Here is a 20,940-nt window from a genome sequence, read left to right on the forward strand (position 1 = left end):
GTGACGGGTCCCGTCGTCGTCAGTGCACGTGAGGGCCGCCGGTCAGCTGCGGCTTGCCGCGCGGTACGAGCCCCAGGGACACGGCCGCGCTCACGGCGGCCGCCACCGCGCATACAGTGAACGCGTCCGCGAAGCCGGCGACCGTGCCGCGCTCGAAGCCTGCCGCAGCGACGGTGGACACGACGGCGACGCCTATGGAGCCGCCCACCTCGTGGAAGGTGTTGACGACGCCGGAGGCGAGTCCCGCCTCCCGGTGCTCGACCATGGCGAGCGCGGTGGTGGTGGCGGTGACGAAGACCGCGCCGATGCCGACGGACGCGACTACCAAGCCCGGCAGCAGAGTCGCGTACACGCTGCCGGTGTCCGACAGCTGCGTCAGCTGAATGGTTCCGGCGGCCGCGATCACCATGCCCCCGACGGCTGTCGTGCGGCTGCCGATCCTGCCGACGAGCCGGGAACCGAGGTGGGCGCCAACTCCGGTGGCGACGGCGACCGGGAGGAAGACCAGTCCGGTCCTGAGCGGACTGAAGCCGCGCACGTGCTGGAGGTAGACCGATCCGAGGAAGAAGAAGGCGATCAGCAGCGCGGTGGCGATCAGCATCAAGAAGGCGCCCGCGAGCACCGGCCGCCGAGTGAACATCCGCAGGTCCATCAGCGGGGCCCGGCTTGCCCGTTCGACCACCGCGAAGGCGGCGTACACCACCACCGCACCGGCCAGCGGCAGCAGCGTGGCGGGGTCCGTCCAGCCCGAGTCCCCCGCCTCGACGAGCCCGTAGATCAGGGCACCGGTGCCCACCGTGACCAGCAGCGCGCCAGGGAGGTCGAGCCGGGCGGGCTGCAGAGGCCGGGCCGCTACGAAGGCGGGAACGGTGGCAAGTAGGAGGAGACCGACCGGCACGTTGACGTAGAAGACCCATTCCCATCCGGGCCCGTCCGTCAGCGCCCCGCCGAGCAGTACGCCGGCCGCCGCGCCGGTGCCGCCGATGGCCGCCCACACGCCGAGGGCCTTGTTGCGCTCGGCGCCGTGGAAGGTGGTGGTGACGATGGACAGCGCCGAAGGGGAGAGCAGCGCGGCGCCGATGCCCTGGGCGATCCGGCCGCCGAGCAGGGTCTCGGCGTTCTCGGCCAGTCCGGTGACCAGTGAGGCGGCGGTGAAGACGGCGAGCCCGGCGAGCAGGGTGCGGCGGGCGCCGAGAGCGTCGGCGAGCCGTCCGCCGAGCAGCATGAGCCCGCCGAAGCACAGCGTGTACGCGGTGACCACCCAGGTCAGGGTCTCCCGGCCGAGGTCGAGATCGGCGGCCATGTCGGGCAGCGCGACGTTCACCACGGTGACGTCGAGGATCAGCATGAACTGGGCCAGGCAGATCAGCGCCAGGGCGATCCAGCGGCGCGGATCGGCGGGTGGATGGTCGTGCTGGTCTTCCGGCGCGTGCGGGGCGCCGGGAGCGGGGTGGGTCATGACGACTCCTCGGAGTTCGTACGGCGATCGGTGGCAGAGTCCGTAGGGCGGGAGGGAGTGAAGGCGAGCGCGACGGCGATGCCCACCGCGGTGACGCCGACCGCCGCAGCCATCGCCGGGCCCATGCCGTCGGTGAACGCCCGGCGTGCCGCGTCCGCGAAGGCGGCCCCGGTCTCACCGGGCAACTTCTCGACGACCGCGAGCGCGGTCCCGACCGATTCCCGTGCGGAGGCCAGGAGTTCGGGCGGCAGAGCCGCACTGTGCGGGGCCTCGGCGAGGCCGGAGCGGTAGCGGTCCGACAGCAGGCTGCCCGCGACCGCCAAGCCCGCCGCCGCGCCGAGTTGGATGGACGCGCTGTTGGTGGCCGAACCGACGCCGAGATCCGCCTCCGGCAGCGATCCGACGATGGCGTCGCTGGTGGAGGTGATGACGAAACCGGCGCCCGCGCCCAGGAGCAGCATCGCCACCAGTGCCCGCCCGTAGCCGTCCCCGGTGCCGGTGGTGGCGAGCACGGCAGATGAGCCGAGCAGCAGCGCGAGCCCGGCCGCCGACACCGCCCGCATGCCGATCCGCGGCGCCAGCACGCCGGCCAGCGGCCCCGCGATCAGCAGCGCCAGTGCCGCAGGACCGAGCCGCAGACCCGTCTGCGCGGCGCTGTAGCCCAGGACGAACTGGAAGTACTGCACGACCACGAACAGCGTGCCGATGAGGGCGAACGCCCCCAGCAGGATGAGTACATCGCCGACCGCGAGGGCCCGGTGCCGGAAGATCCGCAACGGCAACATCGGCGACGCACCGCGCCGCTGCCAGACGATGAACGCGCCGGCCAGCACCGCTCCCGCCGTGAAGGCGGTCAACACGGCGGAACTGGTCCAGCCCCGGTCCGGGCCCTCGATCACCGCCCACAGCACAGCGGCGACGGCCGCCACCGACAACAGGGCACCGGCCGGATCCAGCCTCCGGGCGTCCGCCGCCTTCGAGTTCGGCACCAGGAACGCGGCGGCGAGCAGACCGGCGATCCCGATGGGCAGGTTGATCAGGAACACCGAGCCCCACCAGAAGCTGCCCAGCAGCCAGCCGCCGACCATCGGCCCGATCACCGTGCCGACGCCGACCGCCGCCGACCAGACGCCTATCGCCTTGGTCCGCTCAGCACCGCGCGGGAAGACGTTCCCGATGATCGCGAGCGTGGCGGGCATGATCAGGGCCTCGCCGACGCCCATCACACCGCGCGCCACGACGAGCGTCGTCACCGACCCGGCGTACGCGGCGACCACGGACGCCGCGGTGAACAGCGCCAGGCCGGTCATGAAGACCCACTTGCGGCCCAGCCGGTCCGCGAGGCTGCCGCAGAACAGCACGAGGCTGCCGGCCATCAGCAGATAGCTGTCGACAATCCACTGCAACTGGCTCGTGGAGGCGCCCAGTTCACTCACCAGCGTGGGCAGGGCGACGTTCAGCACGGTGGTGTCGAGGCCGACCACCAACAGGCTCACACCAAGCACGGCGAGGGTCAGCCATCGCCTGCCGCCGGGCGCGGCGGCGCCGGACCGCGGTAGTGCGGGCACCGGGCGGGTGGTCGAAGACACGAGATTCCTCCCCGTACAGGACACGCCGGGGCTGCTGCTCCGCACGGCCTTGTCCGCACGAACCCCTTGAACTGAACTGTACGGCTCAGTTCATATGAACTCAACGGTTCAGTTCAGTTGGTTGCTAGGATTCGGTCATGAGCAGCGAGACGGTCAAGCAGCCCCCGAGCGGGCCCCGCGCCGAAGCCAAGCGGCAGGCCATCGTCCGGGCCGCCCGTGAACTGTTCCTGCGCGAGGGATTCGGCGTCGGCATGGACACCATTGCTGCCGAGGCGGGCGTATCCAAGGTGACCGTCTACAACCACTTCGGCAGCAAGGAAGCACTGTTCACCGCGGTCATCACCAGCGCGCTCGACGAACCCCTCGCCGGAGCCTCACCGGCCGCACTCGAGGGTCTGACCGAAGCCGAGGACCTCCGCGCCGCATTCATCGACGCCGCCCGCGCCTGGGTCCACGCCGTCCGGACCAACCGCGAAGTCGCCGCCCTGCGCAACCTCGTCGCCGCCGAAGTCCACCGCTTCCCCGAGCTCGGCCGCGCCTGGAAGAGCCACGGTCCGGCAAGTCACCACCCCGCCGTAGCGGGTGCGCTGCGCACCCTGGCCGACCAAGGACGGCTGGTCATCCCCGACCTGGAGACCGCGATCATCCAGCTCTACGCACTGCTGGTCTTCCCCCACATGGTTGTCGGCTCCTACGGCACGCAGATCGACGACGACCTCACCAACCGCCTCATCATCGGTGGCGTCGACATGTTCCTGGACCACTACGGCCCGAATCAGACATAACCAGGACCACGGGCCCGCACTCCGCTCCGGCAGAGTGCGAGAGCTTGGGTGATCCCCAGCAGGCCACAGGCACGCCACCCCAAGGCCGGCGTGCCGACTGGCGGCAGACGGGCACCGCGCAGTCGCGATGGCCGCAAAGACCGTCGCCCTCCGCATGGCCCGCTACGCATCGGGCACCAGGAATCCACCCGCCGTCATGAATGACCCGCCACCTCGCCGCCGTACCGTCCGCCGCGCCACGAGTCCGCGTACGGGCTGGCCAATGGCAGCGCTACCCGCGAGCCAACCGCCCGTCAGGAACGAACCAGCCGGGCAATGGCATCGGACGCCTCCTTGAGCTTCAGAGCCTTGTCCTCGCCGCCCTTTTCCACAGCGTCACTCACGCACGTCGCCATGTGCTCGTCGAGCATCTGAAGAGCGAAGGACTGCAGGGCGCGGGTGGTGGCCGAGACCTGGGTAAGGATGTCGATGCAGTAGGTGTCCTGCTCGACGAGACGCTGAAGACCACGCACCTGGCCCTCGATGCGGCGCAGCCGCACGAGCACGTCGTCCTTGTGCTTCTTGTGATCGGCCATGCGTCTCATCCCCTCGCCTCTGGTGATGGCGGAAGCACCTCCACCACACTCCGAATATACCCCCCGACCGTATGAAGCGGCTGTGGTCGACGAGGAGGGAAGGAGGTATGGAGCGAGAGCGTGGGCCCGGGGGTACGCACCCCGGCCCACGCGGACGAACTTCGAGCACGAAGACCGTCGGCCGGACGAGCGGCACGGGGGATGGCCGCCCGTCCGGCCGACGATGAAACACAACCTTAGGCTACGAATATACTTCGTAGTAGTGCGCCAACTTCTTGATCTCGACGGTCGCAACCATTCGGTCGAGCCGGGCCCCACGGCGATGCCACCTGAATCGCGAGCCCCGACTGCGGGAACCGAGCACCGCCGGCACTCGTCTACTAAACCACTTAGCTACATCTTGGATGGAGGATGACTGTGCAAGACAGCCGACGGGGGCACATGGAGCCCGCAGAGCGACGGCCTCGGCGCAGGCGGCTGGGATTCGCGGCGCTCGCCCTGGCCGGGGTCGTAACTCTGGCCGCCTGCAGTCAGGCCGCCAATGGCGCCTCGAAGGAATCTCCGGCCTCGGATTCGAAGCCCGGGTCAGAGGCGGACGCGGGTTCCGGCAAGAACGGGGCGGCCGCCGTCACGGTCTCTCCTGCCACCGACGGCAAGGACGTGATACCCGGTGAGCCGCTCACGGTGAAGCCGAGCGACGGAAAGCTGGCGTCGGTCACGGTCACCGCCGGCGACGGCACGGCACTCGATGGCTCGCTGTCCTCCGACGGCACCTCCTGGACTTCGTCCCATGCCACCGGATACGGCACCACCTACACGCTCAAGGCCCAACTCGCCGCGTCTGATGGCAAGAAGACGACCCGCACCAGCAGCTTCACGACGCTCAGCAAGGACGAGATCTTCGTCGGCACCTACAACGTCAACAAGGGCTCCACCGTCGGCGTCGCCCTTCCGGTGTCGATCGTCTTCAACAAGGCGATCCACGACAAGGCGGCAGTGGAGCGCAAGCTCAGTGTCACCTCTTCCCCAGCCGTCGAGGGCGCATGGAGCTGGATGAAGGACCGGGACGGCAAAGACCGCGTCGACTACCGGCCCAAGGAGTACTGGAAGCCCGGCACGAAGGTGAAGCTGCGGATAGACCTGGCCGGAGTGAAGAACGGCGACCTGGTCGGCACGCAGAAGCGCGAGATCGACTTCACCGTCGGCAAGTCGGTCGTCAGCACGGTGGACGTGGTCAAGAAGACGATGACCGTGGCCGAGAACGGCAAGGTCGTCAAAACTCTTCCGGTCTCCACGGGCAAGAAGACCTTCGAGACCTGGAACGGCACCATGGTGGTGCTGAGCAAGGTCCCGACGATCCGGATGAACTCCGCCTCGGTCGGCATCTTCGGCCCCGAGGCGTACGACCTGGGCGCCGTCAAGTGGGACGTCCAGCTCACCCCCTCGGGCACCTACGCCCACGCCGCCCCGTGGAACGAGGGCAAGTTCGGCAAGGTCAACGCCAGCCACGGCTGCATCGGCCTGAGCACCGCCAACGCCAAGTGGTTCTACGACCGGGTGAACTACGGCGACCCCGTGACCGTCATCAAGTCCACGGACACAGTAGACGTGAACAACGGCTACGGCGCCTGGAACGTCGACTGGGAGTCCTGGAAGAAGGGCAGCGCGCTGGCCTGAGAAGGCTTCCGCTGTCCGAGCGTGATCGTTTGATTGGCTCCGGGTGGGCAGGAACTGCCGCTGGCTGCGGGAGGGGTCGGGTTCCTCGTCGGCTCGTACCTGCTGGTGGTGGCTGGCGCCGCCGGTGCCCGGGCTGGAGGCGCGGGAGAAGAAGGTCCGCGAGGAGGCCGAGCGGGCGCGGGCGGCGCCGGCCGCAGCGGAGCGCGCGTCGGCGCGGTTGGCCGAGGTGCTGGCCGAGACTCCCGCGCCGGCCGCCGAGGATCGACAAGCAGCCTTGCCGGGAAGGCGCATATCGGGCGTATGGCCCCGGCGCGTGGACCGGCCCTCGACAGCCGCGTAGCGAATTTGCCGTCCCACTGCGTCGGCGGTTCTAAGCGTTTCGGGCACCGAGAGTGGAGAGGACTGGGGGGCATGCCTGATGAGGACACCAGGAGGGGGACGTCAGTGTTGAAGTCGGGGGTCAAGCGGCTCTTGGGGCGTGCTGGATTCGACATCGTGCGCAGCACCAACAACCGGGGTGGAGTGGACGATTTCATCCCGTTCGAGGCGACGATGAGGGCTGCGCGGGCAGCCGGTCTGTCGGTCGGTGACTACATCGACGAGGTCATGAACGGGACGCCTGGCGCCACCCAGTCCACCATCGACGAACTACGCGCTCTCGGCGTCTTCGCCGCCGAACCGAACACGGTGTTGGAGATCGGCCCCGGCTCCGGACGGTACCTGGAGAAGACGCTGAAGGAGTGTTCACCAGACCGCTACGAGATCTACGAGACGGCAGCGCCCTGGGCCGACTACCTAGTGGACGCGTTCAGCGTGGTCGCCCGACCGAGCGCAGGATGCAGTCTCGCCCCGACACCCGACGGCAGCATCGACCTCGTTCAGGCCCATAAGGTCTTCAACACCCTGACCTTCCTCGGCGCCGCCCGCTACTTCTTCGAGATGGCGCGGGTCACGCGACCCGGTGGTCGGATCGTCTTCGACGTAATGACAGAGACCTGCCTGGACCCGGCCACGATGCGCGTCTGGGCGACTCAGGGCGGCGCGGGGCACGACTCCTACCCAGCCGCCATGCCTCGCCAGACATGCGTGGACCTCTTCGCAACCCTCGGCTGCAGCCTGGAGGCCAGCTTCCTGGCCCCCATGGGCGTCGCCTCCACTGAGGTGCTTGTCTTCGGGAAGGGCGCTTGATCCTCAGAAGGCATCCGCTTTCCGAGCACGGGCCGGTGTGATCCAACAGCGTTCTTGATCGGGTGATCGCGGCGGTGTCGGTGCATGAAGGAGGGGCCCAAGACGAAACTCCCGAACTCTCCCGCCGACGAACGGAGTTCATGCCGGACCGGCCACAATCAATCGATCAAGTACGGGAAGCGGATGCCTTCTGACCACCACGCACCCGACGAGAGCCTTGCCCGACGACCGTGTGCCGGCGGGCAAGGCTTTGTGATGTGAGGCGTCCGTGACTGAACGGTCCACTGAGATCCGACGTACTAAGTGAGTAAGTAGAAACACGGCTCAGTGAAGGGAACCTCCGTGATCCGGCAACGTGTTGTCCTGGCCGCAGCCGCAGGCGTCACCTCCGCACTCCTCCTGACCGCGTGCGGCAGCTCCGGGGACAGTTCTTCCAGTACGGACTCCGCCGCCGCGGCCTCCTCGGTCCCCGCGTCCTCCGCCCCAGCCGACAACGATGATGCGGACGGCATGGGCATGGCCACCACCTCCATGCTGATGACCGAGGAGATGGAGGGCATGGGCACCTTCGTCACCGACGACAAGGGGATGACCCTCTATCGCTACGAGATGGACCAGGCGTCCCCGTCCAAGTCAATGTGTACCGGTGACTGTGCGAAGACCTGGATGCCGGTCATGGCGCAGGACTCCGTCAAGGCGATGGGCGTGGAGCAGAGCCTCGTCGGCTCGGTGGACCGGTCGGACGGAATGAAGCAACTCACCCTCGCCGGTCGGCCGCTGTACCGCTACATGGGCGATGCCAAGGCCGGTGAGATGAAGGGCCAGGCCAAGGACAGCAAATGGTACGCGGTCACGCCCGCCGGTGAGAAGGCCGCGATGTCCTCGGACGGCTCCGGTTCGTCCGAGGACATGGAGGGCATGCCAGGCATGTCCTGATGCTCAGCAGTGCCGCGCCGGATCCGTCGGCCGGGCCGTGGCACCGTCGCCGAGCAGCGCGTGGTCCAGACACTGATCGGTACGGCTGTCCGGATGCGCTGGTCGAACGCGGCTGTGATGGAGGCCGCGAGAACGGCAACCCGGCTGTCGGACCGGGCTAGGAGTACCCGCATGTCAGCGCCCGGGCCGTCGGCTAGTACCTATTCGTGGAGGTCTTCCGGAATCGCGGGAGGCGACGCGATGTTCGAAGACTGCCCGGCTCCGGTGGTACAGGTCTCGTGCCAGCCGCACTCGCGAAGCCCTGCCGCGAGGGATGCGGCCGACCGCGACACATGGGACCCGCCGGGGGAAGGCGACGAGGCCTCCCGGCGCTCCCGCAGCGCGCTCGACACGGAGCTCGGCTTCGAGGGCTACGCCACCACCCGCGCCGACCAGATGTCCGGCGACACCCTGTCCAAGCTGAACCTCGCCCTGGCGCTGTTGGCGGACCCGGAGGTGCTGCTCGACGAGCCGTACGTCGGCTTCGACTTCGACACCTATCTGCGCTTCTGGGACCTGGTCGCCCAGCGCCGCCAGTCGGGCCGCTCAGTGCTGATCATCAGTCACTTCGTCACCGACGAGCGGCGCTTCGACCGCATCCTGCACCTACGCGACAGCAGGACGGTACCGAAACAACCCCGAAGACCGCCGCCGTACGAGGAACCGGTCCGCTGCTGGTGTGCCGCTTCCTGACCGACTACGCCCGCCACCGGGTCAACCTGCTGATGCTGATCCTGGCAGCGCGCCCAGTCCGCCGACTGCCGGGGCGCCATGGCAAGCGGCACCGACCAGCCGGCCGCCCGCCCGGTGCGTGGCCCGGTCGGTCTGGCCAGAAGCGCCCGTCGTCGCAGCTGTGCCCGCGCAACTCGTCCAGCACCTCCAAGCAGGCCGATCAGTCGTCCTCGACCACCGCCTGTGGCTCCGCTCCGACCGCGACGCGTGGACGAAACCATTCGCGAAGCCAGCAGACATCAGATTCCCCCGGCCGTCCCTCCAAGAAGCGACGCCAGATCTTCAGCCAGTGCGAGCAAGATCCGGTCCGAGTAAGTCGGCCCCACGAGCTGCACGCCGATCGGGAGGCCGTCCGCGTTTCGCGCAACAGGCATGACCAGGCTGGGCAAACCGACGTGGCTGGTGAGGTTGGCCCAGCCGGTCTGGTCGAAGAAGCTCCGCTCGACGCTGTCGACCATGAGAGAGCGGGTGCCGGCCGGGATCGCCGCGGTGGGAGCGGCGGGGGTGATGAGGACATCGTGCTCTGCGTCGGCGAAGAACCGGTGCCACGCCTCTCGAAGCTGGAGGCGCTCCTCGTCGGCGCGGAGCCAGGCGCGATGTGTTTGCGTTCGGTGGCGCAGGAAGGTGGCCCGTGGGCTCGCGTCATCATCGTGCAGGTCACGCGCTGCTGCGAGTTCGGCCGCGCCCGCTTCGTCGTCAGTGGCGGCCGTCGTAGTCGCGTGGAGGAGCTGCTCGAAGAGGCGGAGAGAGTCGGCGAAGCCGACCGGCCCCACGGTGCGGCGAACGGCCGTTCCGGCGGAGGCCAGTACCTGCTCGACGGTGGCGAGAGCCTCGGCCGTTTCGCGGTCGACGGGGCAGCGTGCATCCTCGGCCCACAGCGCCACGCGGAGCTGGCCGACTGTGCGCCGCGTCGTGGGCAGATTGACGCTCCAGGGGCTGTTCTCTGCGGGTGACGGCGTTGTCAGCGCGTCGAGGAGTAGGTCGAGGTCGCGGGGGTGGCGTGCCAGGGGGCCGGGGGTGACCATGTCACTGCTGGTGATCCATCCTGGCGGGCGGGGGATGTGGCCGCGGGCCGGGATGAGTCCGTGCGTGGGGCGCAGGCCGTAGACGCCGCAGTAGTGAGCCGGAAGACGAAGTGAGCCGGCGAGGTCGCTGCCGAGGTCGGCGGGGGTCAGATGGGCGGCGACTGCGGCGGCGGGGCCGCCGGAGGAACCGCCGGCGGTGCGCTTGGGGTCGTGCGGGTTGAGCGTGGGGCCGAACAGGCTGTTGTCCGTGTGCAGGTCCTGGCAGTACGCCGGGGTGTTGGTCTTGCCCATGATCACGGCGCCTTGGTAGCGAAGCCGAGCGACCGCGTCGGCGTCACGTGCTGGTACGTGATCCGCCATGTCCTCGGCGCCGCTGGTAGTGCGCAGGCCGGCCGTCTCGAAGCTGTCCTTGATCGTGAGGGGAAGGCCGTCGAGGGCCCCCCTGCTCTCGTTGCGAGCGCGGCGTTCGTCTGCCGCTTGTGCGGCGGCCTGGGCCGCCTCGTCGTCGCGGGTGATAACGGCGTTGACGTGGCTGGCGTCGATCCGGTCGAGGTGGAGGTCGAGCAGCTCGCGGCTGGAGATCTCGCGACGGTCCAGGGCCTGGAGCTGGACGTGAGCCGGTTGGTGGGTGAGATCGGTCGTCATGCGGAGACTCGCTCAAGGTGGGGGGCTCGTGCGGGCTGGCGAAGGTGGCGAGCGACATCGAGGAGAGCGTCGATGTCGTCCATGGGCCGGCTGGTCTGGCGTTCGGAGTCGGCGAATTCGGCGAGCTGGTCGGGGGCAGGGCGGGCGCCTTCGGCCCTGGCGGCGATTCCGGCGAGGATCTGGTCGGCCGTGACGGCGGCCGACAGCTCCTGGCCGTGAAGCCCTCGGGCCCGGTGGTGGGCTTCGCTGGCCTCGCGTACTGCGGCATCGAGGTACTGGCGGATCACGAACCGGCCGTCCCGGATTTCGACTGCTCGGCGGTAGAGCCGGATCGAGATTCGGCGGAAGCGGCGCCTCTGGGCCGGGTCGACTCGGTCGATCGGAAGCTCGATCTCGGGCGCTTCGCTGTAGAACGCCAGCCACAGGGGGCGCAGGCCGTAGTAGCTGCGGTACTGCTTGATCCGGTACTGGACGCTCTGGGCCTGGTCGCTGATGGTGGGTACGAGCCAGCCGATGAGCGTGAGCATGGCGCCGACATCGCCGCAGGTCCAGGCGAAGCCCTCCCAGCCAGCGAGGGAGGTGTCGAAGGCGCCGGCGATGACGTTGCCGATGCGGACCGCGCTGTATCCGAGTGTGACGGTGGCGCCGAGGGCGACGATGCGCAGGCCGTAGCGGACAGACCCGCGGGTGCTGCGGCGGGCCAGGCGCCAGCAGGCGCGGGCGAGGAACAACTCCCCGATGGTGTAGGCCGTGACGTACATGGTGAGGTATGCGGCGTACCAGTCGTCGTGCGCGTAGTACAGCGTGAAGTCGATCGGATGAGGAGCGCTGGGCGTCAGCAGGGCGAACAGCACCAGCAGCCCGGCGATCACCGCGAAGCCGGCCCCGAGCCACTGGCGACTGCGTCGGCGGGCGGTCTCGGGCGGGGAGCCCCAGTAGGTGAGGACCACCTGCTGGCAGGCCAGGAGGGCGACCACGCAGCCTTGCGCGAGGGGCACGGAGAGGTTGACGGTGCCGAGGACGCGGTCGAGGTAGCTCCACATCGGCGTGATGGAGAACAGGAACGACAGTCCCGACAGCAGGAAGACGGCGGCCAGCGCGGTGGAGGCGGGGTCTCGGCGGCGGGTCGGCACGTCCCGCAGGAGGCAGAGGAAGCCGAGCGTGGCGACGACGAGGCTGATCGGATGGAGCAGGTCCTTCACGACCGGGCCTCCCGCCGGCGCAGGAGCGTGTGTGTGACCCGGTCCTGCACTTCATCTCCGGAGGGCTCGTCGCTGCGCAGCCACCGGTCGATGATCCGGCGCTGGAGCAGCGAAGCGAGGAGTTCGGTGTCCCGCTCCTCGTCCTCGTCGTACTTGGTGCGCCCCAGCATCATCTGCACGGTGGCCGGGTTCACGCTGGTGATGAAGGCCGGGGCCAGCGCGGACACCGGTCGGTTCTCGTGGTGGCCGAGCAGAAGGTGACTGAACTCGTGGGCGATGATGTGGTCTTGGTGCAGGGAGCTGGTCCATGGGTCGTAGAACACGTGGACGGCACTCTCCGTGACGGCGCAGGCCCCGCACACCGAGGGCGCCTGCTCCCGGGGCTCTAGGACCACCGTCCGTCCCGTACGGCGAGAGATCTCGTCGCTGAGATCGCGGATATTGGTGACGTGCGGGAGCTTCAGCTCGGCCAGGAGGTCAGGCCGGCGGAGCCTACGTGCAGACCACATTAATTTTCCTTGATCACTTACTGAACTAGGGCCGTGTTACACGCCAGTTGAGGGCGGCAGCCCCTCGGATTTTCGTACACTCTCGACGATCCCCAGGACGGCATCCTTTCCGTCTGCGGACACGTCGGACAGACGAAGAAGAACGTTCTTGATCTTCGCGTCACGAAGCAGCGCGAGCAACTCAAGCTCCTGCACGGTCTTTTCGGCGACAGCATCATCGAACCAATAGGCGGGATCCACACCGAAAAACCCTGCGAGCGCTTCAAGATGACGCTTCGTCGGGTTATCGCGCTGCCCCGTCCGCAGGAGCCACAGGTACTGGGCCGACAGCTTGCCCAGCCCCCGCTTCTCCATCAGTTCGGCCACTTCAGCGTTACTGAAGGGGCCCCGATCGGGCGGGTGCACCGTGTCGAACAAGCGGTTTAGGCGGTCCATGAGCCCCTTGGGGTTCACCTGACCTTCGGCGGAATCTTTCATGATCCTTTCCTGGGTGGACTTCGTCGCCACTTTAACCACCCTACCTCGCCATAAACACCAGTTGACGAGCCGATCCCGCGTATGAAAAGTTCTCCCTCACCAGCACGTTTCCGTGTGGCGCGCACCGCCTGTTTCAGGTCAGCCTGTCCGTTTCTACCGGCAGGAGTGCGCCGGGCGACGTGGCGCGAGCCACATTCACCCAGCGACATACATCACGTCTGGCGCACAAGGCTTTAATCTTCGACCGGAAAGCGCGGAGGCGACAGTGGAAGCACCTCATTCACATCGCTTTTCCGCTGCCGGAAATCCCAGACACCCGCCCCAATTCGGACACAATGGCACGCTCTCGGCGTTCGGGGCAACCGCGGCAACGGTGCTCCTCGACGCCCGAGGGTGGCCCACGTCGAGTCCCGCAGATGACTCCATCGGCAGACCGTGCGGTGACTCTCTGCAACCAGTACAGAGTTTAAGAACCAAGTCTGGATCTTGACACGGGCCCGTGCGTATGTTCGTCGTCCCCGGGCAGCCCGCCCGCGATGACGGACGTGAGGAGCCAGCAAGCACGCACCGGACCGAGAAGGTCCCGTAATACAGCGACGGCGCCCGAGAGCGGTAACTCACGGACGCCGAACGCTAAGCGGCATACCCGCCCCGGCAAGGGCGGAGGTTGCCCACCATCACCACGCTGAGTCCTTCCAAGGGGCGCGTCAGCGTGGCAACACTGCAAAGGGGATTCTTGCATGCCTCCTGCCCTGCGCAAAAGGCCCTTCCGCCTGGCCTGCGCGGCAGCCACCTCCGCCTCGGCGCCTCAGCACTCCGAGCCGGAACACACCATCCCGGCCCCGGCGGGCCGCCGGCCCCGCCTGCTCATCGGGAGCGGCCGATGAGCAGCGAAGCCCGCGAGTGGGTGTGGGAGCACAGCTCCAGCCGGGGGACCGCGCGTCTGGTCCTGCTGTCGATCGCCGACCGGGTGGCCGACGAGCAGTGCGTCTCCTGGGCCTCGCTGTCGAGCCTGGCCAAGCGCACGCGCGCTTCCGTCTCCACGGTGCGCGAGGCCATCGACCGCCTGGTCCACGCCGGTGAGCTGGAGCAACTCGACGACCTCACCGGCCCGCAGCGCAGCACCGTCTATCGCCTCCCCCTCGCCGCCAAGGTCGTGGCAGAGACCGCGGAGGACGAGGAAGCCGGCCAGGCGCCGCCGGAGGGGCCCGAGGCCACCCCAGCGCTCCGGATCTCGGCCCTGCGGCGGTACGGAATCCGCCCCCGCGAGGTGCCGGAATCCCCCGCGAGGGTCCGGAAACCGGCAGTACCGGAATCCGGCAGGTCCCGACGGAAACCGGCACCCCGACGTACCGGAAACCGGCACAGCCATGTACCGGAAACCGGCACACAGAACCGTAGTGAACCGGATTTGAACCGTAGGTACAGCAGTGGTGGTGCTGCCGTCCTCTCGGCTGCCGAGTGGCAGGTCGACCCAGCCACCCACGCCTGGACCCGCCAGCAGGGACACCTCGACCGCCTCGGCGAGCAGGGCCTGCAGGCAGCCGACGCGAAGTGGCGTGCCCACCGGGCCGACTTCAAGCCGCGGCCGGCGGACGCCTGGGCTGCCGACTGGCGCTCCTGGATCGCCCGAGAGCACGCCCCCAGCCGCCCGAACCTCTACGCCGTGCCCCGCAAGGCCACCGCCGCGCCGGGCGGCATGACGCGGGCCGAGGCCCACACCGCCGCCCTCCTCGCCGCCCTCGACGAGCCGACCGGAACGGAGGGCTGACCGTGGACCGCCGCGAAACCGCCGCCCTGCTGGCCTACATCGGCCGACTCGACCCCCGCACCATCCGCACCGACCAGGGCGAGGCCCGCGACCAGCTCGCCCAGTGGCACGAACTGCTCGGCGACGTACCGATGGCCACCCCGCACGGCTGGGACGCCCGCGTCGCCGCCCGCCAGCACATCCGCACCTCGCCATACCAGATCCTTCCCGCCGACGTCGCCCGTCCCTGGGGGAGCTACCGGCGCGACCGCCTGGCCCGGCACACCGATCCCACGCCGTCCGTCGACCCGGACGACCAGGCCGCCTGGACCGCCGAGCTGGTCCTCACCCGCCGTGCCGTCGCCGCCGGCACCGCGCAGCCCGCGCAGGCCCGGGCGATAACCAGCGGTCGCGACGGGATCGACCCGAGGCTGGAGGCGCGGCTGCGGGAGATCGGCTCCTGCATACCGCCCGCAGCCCGTGCAGCCCTCGCGCCCTACCGGCCCGCCCGAGCAGCCCGCGAGGCCGCCGTCGCGCAGGGGCTGCCCGACGCCCTGAGCGTTCGCTGCGAGTGGTGCCTGGCCCAGCCCGGCGAGCCGTGTCGCCGCCGCCGGATCGGCCCCGACGACGGGGTACGCGGAACTGCCCCGCGCGCCACCCCACACCCCGGCCGCCTCGACCTCGCCGCCGCCCAGCAGACCCAGCAGACCCAGCAGGCTCAACAGCCCGCCATGGCCTGACCGGCGCATCCGGGGCGTGCATCCCGTCCGATGCACCGCCTCCCAACATCACCGTCCCGCCCCGGCTGCGGCGCACGCCCGCGCGCCTCAGCCGGCACCCGACGCCGCGCCCGCCGAGCACCGCCCCGGCCGGCCGACGCGGCAGCACATCGGAGATCGCCTTGCGCCACATCACCACCCACGACGCGCCGGCCACCGGCCTGCGCGGCATTGGAGACACAAGCTGGCACACCCGCGGAGCGTGCCACGGCATGGACGTCGAGGACGCCGACGCCGTCTTCTTCCCCGGGCCCCGGGACCACGAGGACATCGCCGAAGCGAAGGAGCTGTGCGGCTGGTGCCCGGTACGCCGCGACTGCCTCGACTTCGCCCTGGAGAACGTGCTCAAGGAGGGCGTCTGGGGCGGCCTCACCGAAGCCGAGCGGCGCCCCCTGCACGACGGACTGCCCCAGCGCCTCGACTACCGGCGCGTAACGGCCTTCTTCCAGGGACGCGACGTGCATCTGACCGAGGCCGAGCGGCAGGTCGTCATCGACCACGCCTACGTGCGCGGCTGGCGGCCCGACCGGCTCGCCGCCGCCCTGCAGATCAGCCACAAGCACGCCCGAGACCTGCTCCGGCAGGCCGCCAACAAGGTCTTCGACCGCGACCGCACCTACGGCGTGCCGCGGCCCAAGAAGAAGCGGAAGAAGACCACCGCGGCAGCAGGCAGCCCCGCGCCCACTGCACCCGGCATACAGCAGCCGGTAGCCCGCCCGGCAGCGTCGACTCCGGCGCACGCCTCTCTCGGAAAGGCCGCATGACCCACCCCGTCCTGGCCCTCAGTGCCGCTCCGGACCTCCCTCTCCTCCTCGCCGCCGGCGTGGCCGCCGCCCTCGTGCTGGTGCTGGTGCTGGTGCTGGTCGCTTGGACGATCCGGCGCCGGGTTACGCGCCCGCAGAAACGTCTCGGCGGTCCGGCGGTCAAGGTCGCTGCCTTTGCTGCCCTCGGCTGCACCGCCTACAGCGCCGACACCTCGTGGCGCTTCGCAGCCGACTTCCTCGACATGGCTGGCACCGCCGAGCGGGCCGGCATGTTCGCCGCGGCCGAGCTGGCGCTCTTCGCGACCGCGCTGATGGCGCGCCAGAACCTGGCCACTCAGGGTGCTCCTGGTCTGCCGGGCACGCTGGTCTGGGTGATCACCGGAGTGCAGGTGATCCCCGCCTACGCCGAGAGCGGGCCTATCGGCGGCACAGTTAGGGCCTTCGTCGGGCCGGTCATGGCGGCGATGCTGTGGCACCTCGCGATGGGGATCGAGCTGCGCCTTCGCACCCCGGGTGCCGCCTCCCACGGACTGATCGCCGTCCTGGGCCGGGAGGCACGCGAGCGTCTCCTGTCCCGACTCGGCATCGCCGCGCGAGACCGCGACGCCGCGCAGATCACCCGGGACCGGGCCACCGCCCGCGCGGTCGCCCTCGCCGCCCGCCTCGCCGAGCGCACGCCCGAGCAGCAGCGGAGCTGGCGCGGCCGGCGGCTCACTCGGCGCCTGTCGAAGGCTGTCGGCAGGGCCTCGGTCGGCACCGACCCCCTCCAGCGCGCGCAGCTGCTCGACCAGCTCGCCGCCCGCCGGCACGCACTCGCGCTCGCTACGGTCCCGCTGCCCTCGCCCTGGTCCCCGGTGCAGAGCACCGCAACGGCAGCCACGGTCCCCTCGCAGTCGGCCTCGAAGGCGCCGGTCCCCGTAGCCGGTCCCGACGAGTCGGACGGGGACCGGGGACCGAGCACCCCGAGGGGACCGGTCCCCGAGATTGCGGACTCCAAGGCGACGGCAGCAGGCGCGGGGACCGAGGGCGAGAACGCGGGGACCGGGGTGGGGACCGAGGCGCCAGAAGCAGGCGCGGTCCCGGGGACCGGTCCCGCCAATCCTGAAGCCTCGGAGGGAGACGCCCGAGGCGTGAGGACCGAGCGCCTGACGCGAGAAGTTCCTGCTCGGGGCCCTGAGTCGCGTCGGGGACCGAACGCCGCCGAGTCGGGGACCGAACCCACCGGGGACCGGGGACCGACCAACACCGACACGGGGACCGAACCCACCGGGGACCGGGGACCGACCAACACCGACACGGGGACCGAACCCACCGGGGACCGGGGACCGACCGACACCGACACGGGGACCGAACCCACCGGGGACCGGGGACACAAGGTCCCCCTCCGGCGGAAGACGACCACGAAGACCAGGACGAAGAACAAGGGGAAGCGCGGCCGGTCCCGCACCCCGCAGACACCGCGCCCGCCACGCGAGCTGGAGCAGTCGGTGGACCAGCTCGTCCAGCAGGTCCGCCCCCACGTCCCCGCCCTGCTCGAACGGGACGGCAACGAGTCCGTCACCCGGGTCCAGCTGCGGGAGATCCTCCGCCGCGAGGGCCTCAAGGGCGGCCGGAACGACCGGCTGAGCCTCGTCCTCCAGGAACTGCGGAGCGACGACACCACGAAGACAAGGAGCACCGCCCGATGAAGACCTGCCACCAGTTCGACACCGTCCGTGCGGAGTACGAGCGGGAGATCGGCTTCATGCTCGCCCACTCCAAGCGGCACGAGGGCAGGCCGGCGGCGAAGTCCAGCGCAAAGCACGCTGCCTCGACGAAGCAGCGGATGGCCCGGGCGCTCAACACCCACGTCGGGCGCTGCCCCGAGTGCGGCTGACCCGGCAAAGCCCCAGCTCAACGCCCCTATCCGCAAAGGGTGGCCCGGCTCCATGCCGGGCCACCGCCCCGCTCCAGGAGACACGTAGTGATTTCGCCTCCCCCTCGCTCTTCCGAGCCCACGGCCGCCGAGGCCAGCGCCTGGGCGGACGTCCTGGTCCGCCGACAGTTCCTGCACGCCGCCGTCCTCGCGCCGACCGGCCAGTGGCTCGTCCAGAACCGGCCCGACGGACCCGTCCGCGTCCTCCTGGGACCAGCCGACATCCTCGCGCTGGCCGCGACCATCCAGCACCACACCCGAACCATGAGGCCCGAAATCCGATGACGAACCCCACCCGGAACGGCACCACCCCGGAACCTGCTCGCGACTCCAACTCGGTCTCGGGGCGAGCAAGATGGAGGTTCGGACACTCCCCCGAGGGGGCAGTGTCCGAACCCGTCCCCGCCCCTGGGGTGACGGGGCCCGACTGGCACCAGGGGGCGCCAGTCGGGAAGGCTGCGACCGAGGGCGGATCGCAGCCAAAAGCCGCCCACAAGGGGCGGCCGAAGAGGCGAGCGCGTCCGCGCGACAAGAAGCAGCGTCGCGCGCACAGCGTCCGCCTCAACCCGTCCGAACTCGCTCTCATCCAGGCCGGAGCAGACGCCGCCGGTATGAGCGTGGCAGGGTTCCTCGCCTACGCCGGGCTAGCCATGGCCCGCGACCAGTCCCGTACCGCCGTCGCCATCGCCACCGAACGCGACGTGCTCACCGAACTGTTCGCGATGAGGCGGCAGCTCGGCTGGGCCGGCAGCAACCTCAATCAAGCCGCCAAGATCCTCAACTCCGGCGGTGACGTTCCCCAGCTGACCCAGGTGATGGCCGACGTCCACCGAGCGGCCGACGCGGTGAGGATGGCTGCCGACAAGGTAGCCAACCGGCAGGCAGACGAGGCTCCTTGATTCCACAGATCCACAAGCAGGGCAGCCACACCCTGGGCCTGCTGTACTACCTCTACGGCAAGGGAACCCACGAGGAACACGTCGATCCACATCTCGTCGCCTCCTTCGACGGCATGTCGCCTGACCCCGGACGCGATGCGACAGCTACCAAGAAGGATCTCGGACAGCTGCTCGACCAGCCCCTCCATCTCCTTGCCGCGGATCAACGCCCCGACAAGCACGTGTGGCACTGCTCGGTGCGTGCTGCGCCCGACGACCCGATCCTGACCGACGACCAGTGGGCGGACATCGCGCGTCGCATCGTCGCCGCCACAGGGATCGACCCGCGCGACGGCGCAGGCTGCCGCTGGGCCGCCGTGCGGCACGCTGACGACCACATCCACATCGTTGCCACCCTCGTGCGCGAAGACGGCCGCCGCCCCGACCACCACCGATCCGGTAAACGGGCGCAGGCCGAAGCCCGTCTCATCGAGAAGGAACTCGGGCTCCGGCAGGTCGCCCCCGGCGACGGCACCGCCGCACAGCGGCCCACCAGTGCCGAACGGCACAAGGCCGAACGCCAGGGTCGCGAGCGCACCGCCCGCGAGGAGCTGCGCGAGACGGTACGGCGCGCGGTGTCCGGTGCGAGGAGTGACGAGGAGTTCTTCGACCGGCTCGCCGCCGCCGGCCTCCTGATCCGTAAACGCGCCGCACCCTCCGGAGACCTCCTCGGATACAAGGTCGCTCTGCCCGACGACCTGAACAAGGACGGCGAGCCGGTGTTCTACCCCGGCGCACGCCTGGCCCCCGACCTGTCGCTGCCCCGCATCCGGGAGCGCTGGTCCGGCGACACCGGGACCGATCCGACTCCACGGCAGGAGGACACGGTCCGTACGGCGCCCGGCACCCCGGCCTCCGCCCGCCGCAGGACGGCATCGGCCGCGTGGCAGGCCGTGCTCATCGTCGAGTACGGCGACGACGCGGTCGCCGCCGCCCACATCGCCGCCGCCGGCGAGGTCCTGGACGCGCTCGCGAAGACCTCCGCCGCACACACTCGCCGCGAACTGCGAGACGCCGCAGCAGCGTTCGAGCGGGCCTCACGCTCCCACGTACGCGCCGTACGCGGGCACGATCGCGCGCTGCGGCAGGCCGCCCGCGACCTCGTCCACGGAGGGCCCGCCCTCGGCCGCGGTGAGGACGGTGCCACCACCGCGATGGTGATCGACATGCTGTTCTTCCTCATCACCGCCGCCGCCCACTGGCACGCGAGAAAGGGCCACGCCCAGCAGGCGGAAGCCGCCGCCCAGGCCGCCGAGCACCTGCGCACCGCCTACCAGGCCACCGCCGCCCAGCCGCTCGGCGTGCTCTACCAGCGAGGCCGACGTCTGAGCCGGCCGGTGCTCCAGCGGCAGACCGTGCTGCTGCGCGAAACGCTGCCCCAACTCGCCGAGCAGATCCTCGCCGAGCCCGGCTGGTACGCCCTGGCCGCGACCATCGCGGACGCCGAAGCCGCCGGCCACGACCCGGCCGCCATCCTGTCCGACGCCGCAGGGCGCCGCGAACTCGGCACCGCGGACTCGGTGAGCGACGTGCTGGTATGGCGGCTGCGGCGGACGGCCGATCTGCCCGCCGACTCCTCGATCCGGTCCGAGAACGGCACCACAGGGCGCCGCGGGTCCTCGACGCCCAGAACGGCGACCCGCCCCAACTCGCCCGGCAGGCGCCGCAGCGGGGAGGAGACATCGGGCAAGACCCGGTGAGCATGCCGAGTGCCTGAGTGCAGTCTCAGCGCACCACCGAGAGCAAGGAGACCGCCACCGCCGCGCTCGCGGCCCACGGCATGGCCGTACGCCACGACGGCCCCCGGCGGCGTGCGGGCCCACGCTGCGGAGCGCGAGCACGGGTACGCACACAGGAGGGAAGGGAGTGGCGCAGGTGCCCCGAGTCGAGCCAGCCGGCGCCGCGAAGGTGGACGGCGGGAGAGCACGAGGTGCGTTCGGGCACACCCTGGGAACG

21 protein-coding genes are annotated in these 20,940 nt (G+C 70.0%); 14 read left to right on the forward strand and 7 right to left on the reverse strand.

The features are described 5' to 3' along the window. Nucleotides 1-19: 19 nt before the first annotated feature. Both ACZ5C2_RS21090 and ACZ5C2_RS21095 read right to left on the reverse strand, forming a co-directional pair. On the reverse strand, nt 20-1,459 hold the full coding sequence (locus ACZ5C2_RS21090) for an MFS transporter (protein ID WP_189909618.1): 1,440 nt from the start codon (nt 1,457-1,459) through the stop codon (nt 20-22). Continuing rightward, nucleotides 1,456-3,048, reverse strand: a complete 1,593-nt coding sequence (locus ACZ5C2_RS21095; protein WP_189909619.1) for a DHA2 family efflux MFS transporter permease subunit — start codon at nt 3,046-3,048, stop codon at nt 1,456-1,458. Before ACZ5C2_RS21095 ends, ACZ5C2_RS21090 begins: the two co-directional genes overlap by 4 nt. Nucleotides 3,049-3,185: 137 nt before the next feature. On the opposite strand from ACZ5C2_RS21095, the gene ACZ5C2_RS21100 reads away from it, so the two are divergent. Further along, complete coding sequence (locus ACZ5C2_RS21100) at nt 3,186-3,833, forward strand: TetR/AcrR family transcriptional regulator (protein ID WP_189909620.1); 648 nt, start codon at nt 3,186-3,188, stop codon at nt 3,831-3,833. Between the two features lie 293 nt (nt 3,834-4,126). Here the strand turns inward: ACZ5C2_RS21100 and ACZ5C2_RS21105 are convergent, their stop codons facing one another. Next, nucleotides 4,127-4,417: a metal-sensitive transcriptional regulator gene (locus tag ACZ5C2_RS21105; RefSeq protein ID WP_220451492.1), complete on the reverse strand. Its 291-nt coding sequence runs from the start codon at nt 4,415-4,417 to the stop codon at nt 4,127-4,129. A gap of 432 nt (nt 4,418-4,849) precedes the next feature. Here ACZ5C2_RS21105 and ACZ5C2_RS21110 point away from each other — a divergent pair, with 432 nt between their 5' ends. The 5 genes from ACZ5C2_RS21110 (at nt 4,850) to ACZ5C2_RS21130 (ending at nt 8,941) form a co-directional block, all read left to right on the forward strand. Further along, nucleotides 4,850-6,085: a L,D-transpeptidase gene (locus ACZ5C2_RS21110; protein ID WP_266402939.1), complete on the forward strand. Its 1,236-nt coding sequence runs from the start codon at nt 4,850-4,852 to the stop codon at nt 6,083-6,085. Between the two features lie 43 nt (nt 6,086-6,128). Next, the gene (locus ACZ5C2_RS21115; protein WP_468793184.1) at nt 6,129-6,425 is read left to right on the forward strand and encodes a hypothetical protein; all 297 of its coding nucleotides are present in this window, start codon (nt 6,129-6,131) and stop codon (nt 6,423-6,425) included. Nucleotides 6,426-6,496: 71 nt separating this feature from the next. Then, the gene (locus ACZ5C2_RS21120) at nt 6,497-7,273 is read left to right on the forward strand and encodes a methyltransferase domain-containing protein (RefSeq protein ID WP_189909622.1); all 777 of its coding nucleotides are present in this window, start codon (nt 6,497-6,499) and stop codon (nt 7,271-7,273) included. A gap of 342 nt (nt 7,274-7,615) precedes the next feature. After that, entirely contained in the window at nt 7,616-8,209 is a 594-nt protein-coding gene (locus ACZ5C2_RS21125; RefSeq protein WP_466408048.1) for a hypothetical protein, read from the forward strand. A gap of 240 nt (nt 8,210-8,449) precedes the next feature. Beyond that, nucleotides 8,450-8,941 (forward strand): P-loop NTPase family protein, encoded by a 492-nt coding sequence (locus ACZ5C2_RS21130; protein ID WP_220451494.1) that lies wholly within the window; start codon nt 8,450-8,452, stop codon nt 8,939-8,941. Nucleotides 8,942-9,219: 278 nt separating this feature from the next. Here ACZ5C2_RS21130 and ACZ5C2_RS21135 read toward each other — a convergent pair whose 3' ends face one another. From ACZ5C2_RS21135 to ACZ5C2_RS21150, 4 genes are read right to left on the reverse strand one after another with little or no spacing between them, the layout of a single operon-like run. After that, nucleotides 9,220-10,650, reverse strand: coding sequence for an amidase family protein (locus ACZ5C2_RS21135; protein WP_189909623.1), 1,431 nt, complete (start codon nt 10,648-10,650; stop codon nt 9,220-9,222). Beyond that, complete coding sequence (locus ACZ5C2_RS21140) at nt 10,647-11,852, reverse strand: MAB_1171c family putative transporter (RefSeq protein ID WP_189909624.1); 1,206 nt, start codon at nt 11,850-11,852, stop codon at nt 10,647-10,649. The genes ACZ5C2_RS21135 and ACZ5C2_RS21140 overlap by 4 nt, the downstream gene beginning before the upstream one ends. Then, nucleotides 11,849-12,361, reverse strand: coding sequence for a hypothetical protein (locus ACZ5C2_RS21145; RefSeq protein WP_246531982.1), 513 nt, complete (start codon nt 12,359-12,361; stop codon nt 11,849-11,851). Before ACZ5C2_RS21145 ends, ACZ5C2_RS21140 begins: the two co-directional genes overlap by 4 nt. 36 nt (nt 12,362-12,397) lie before the next feature. Beyond that, a complete protein-coding gene (locus ACZ5C2_RS21150; protein WP_246531983.1) occupies nt 12,398-12,868 on the reverse strand; it encodes an XRE family transcriptional regulator in 471 nt (156 codons plus the stop codon). Between the two features lie 853 nt (nt 12,869-13,721). Between ACZ5C2_RS21150 and ACZ5C2_RS21155 the strand changes: the two genes are divergently transcribed. From ACZ5C2_RS21155 to ACZ5C2_RS21190, 8 genes are all read left to right on the forward strand, one after another. Beyond that, nucleotides 13,722-14,609 (forward strand): helix-turn-helix domain-containing protein, encoded by an 888-nt coding sequence (locus tag ACZ5C2_RS21155; RefSeq protein WP_189909625.1) that lies wholly within the window; start codon nt 13,722-13,724, stop codon nt 14,607-14,609. A gap of 2 nt (nt 14,610-14,611) precedes the next feature. Continuing rightward, entirely contained in the window at nt 14,612-15,328 is a 717-nt protein-coding gene (locus ACZ5C2_RS21160) for a zinc finger domain-containing protein (protein ID WP_189909626.1), read from the forward strand. A 161-nt stretch (nt 15,329-15,489) separates the two neighbouring features. Next, nucleotides 15,490-16,131, forward strand: a complete 642-nt coding sequence (locus tag ACZ5C2_RS21165; RefSeq protein WP_189909627.1) for a WhiB family transcriptional regulator — start codon at nt 15,490-15,492, stop codon at nt 16,129-16,131. Next, nucleotides 16,128-17,819, forward strand: a complete 1,692-nt coding sequence (locus tag ACZ5C2_RS21170) for a collagen-like domain-containing protein (protein ID WP_266402932.1) — start codon at nt 16,128-16,130, stop codon at nt 17,817-17,819. Before ACZ5C2_RS21165 ends, ACZ5C2_RS21170 begins: the two co-directional genes overlap by 4 nt. Beyond that, entirely contained in the window at nt 17,816-18,007 is a 192-nt protein-coding gene (locus ACZ5C2_RS21175) for a hypothetical protein (protein ID WP_189909629.1), read from the forward strand. Before ACZ5C2_RS21170 ends, ACZ5C2_RS21175 begins: the two co-directional genes overlap by 4 nt. Before the next feature lie 87 nt (nt 18,008-18,094). Continuing rightward, nucleotides 18,095-18,331 carry a hypothetical protein gene (locus ACZ5C2_RS21180; protein ID WP_189909630.1) on the forward strand — a complete coding sequence of 79 codons (237 nt, stop codon included), beginning with the start codon at nt 18,095-18,097 and terminating at the stop codon, nt 18,329-18,331. Continuing rightward, complete coding sequence (locus ACZ5C2_RS21185; protein ID WP_373312368.1) at nt 18,328-18,945, forward strand: plasmid mobilization protein; 618 nt, start codon at nt 18,328-18,330, stop codon at nt 18,943-18,945. Before ACZ5C2_RS21180 ends, ACZ5C2_RS21185 begins: the two co-directional genes overlap by 4 nt. Next, on the forward strand, nt 18,942-20,684 hold the full coding sequence (locus ACZ5C2_RS21190) for a relaxase/mobilization nuclease domain-containing protein (protein WP_189909631.1): 1,743 nt from the start codon (nt 18,942-18,944) through the stop codon (nt 20,682-20,684). The genes ACZ5C2_RS21185 and ACZ5C2_RS21190 overlap by 4 nt, the downstream gene beginning before the upstream one ends. The last annotated feature ends 256 nt before the right edge of the window (nt 20,685-20,940 follow it).

This window comes from Streptomyces sp. NPDC031365 (assembly GCF_055569765.1).